We start from the raw sequence: 710 nt of genomic DNA on the forward strand, positions 1-710 counted from the left end.
GGACCCGGAAGCTGCGAAGCGGGCTGGCCAGGCCATTGAACGGCAATTCTTGCTACTGGAAACAGCCCCCGACATTGGCCGACCATTCCCTGAAATGCCGGAGCTACGCGAGATGGTGATCGCCTTCGGAGATTCTGGCTATGTGGCTCTGTACCGCCAGGAAGCGGCCGCTGATACGGTCTATATCCTGGCATTTCGGCACCAGAAAGAGGCAGGCTACTGATGAGTATGAACGAATTCCGCCGACTGGCCGAGAAGATCGATCAGCATATGCAGCAGCTTGACGCACAAGGCGTCAGCGAGGCGTATGCCGTCATCAATCGCATGATGGGATACGTGCCCGACTTGAACAAAATCTGGGTCGGCACCAACGACCAGCAACTCATCGCACTATCCCGCGAGTTCCCTGGGTTCTACTGCTACGCCCGGCTCATGGAAGATGCCTTCGAAGCCGAACGCCAAAAGGCGTCGCGCCCCTATGACGGCATGCCCGAGTTCTCTGATAAGCACAAGCAAATAGGCGAGCAACTGCTGACCACGGCGGCCACGCTTGAGCGTACCTACCAGGCGTTTCATGCGCGCCGCCCTCAAGTCTTGCAGCCTCAGCGCGACGAACTGAGCCATCTGCATCGGCAATGGCTGTCCGACCTGGATGCTTTCAAAGATTCGCTGCGCAGGCAGGGTGCAGAACCCAAGGTTCTGGAATACGT

Annotated in this window: 2 protein-coding genes; both read left to right on the top strand. The window is 58.0% G+C overall.

Features of this window, described 5'->3' with window-relative positions:
• Window positions 1-223: type II toxin-antitoxin system RelE/ParE family toxin (locus ALO64_RS21215; RefSeq protein WP_054991795.1), on the top strand; the 223-nt coding region annotated here is incomplete at its 5' end.
• Window positions 223-710 (top strand): transposase (locus ALO64_RS21220; protein WP_235805022.1); only part of this gene is annotated, 488 nt, incomplete at its 3' end. The genes ALO64_RS21215 and ALO64_RS21220, both read left to right, overlap by 1 nt.

The organism is Pseudomonas meliae (assembly GCF_001400515.1).
GTDB lineage: Bacteria > Pseudomonadota > Gammaproteobacteria > Pseudomonadales > Pseudomonadaceae > Aquipseudomonas > Aquipseudomonas amygdali.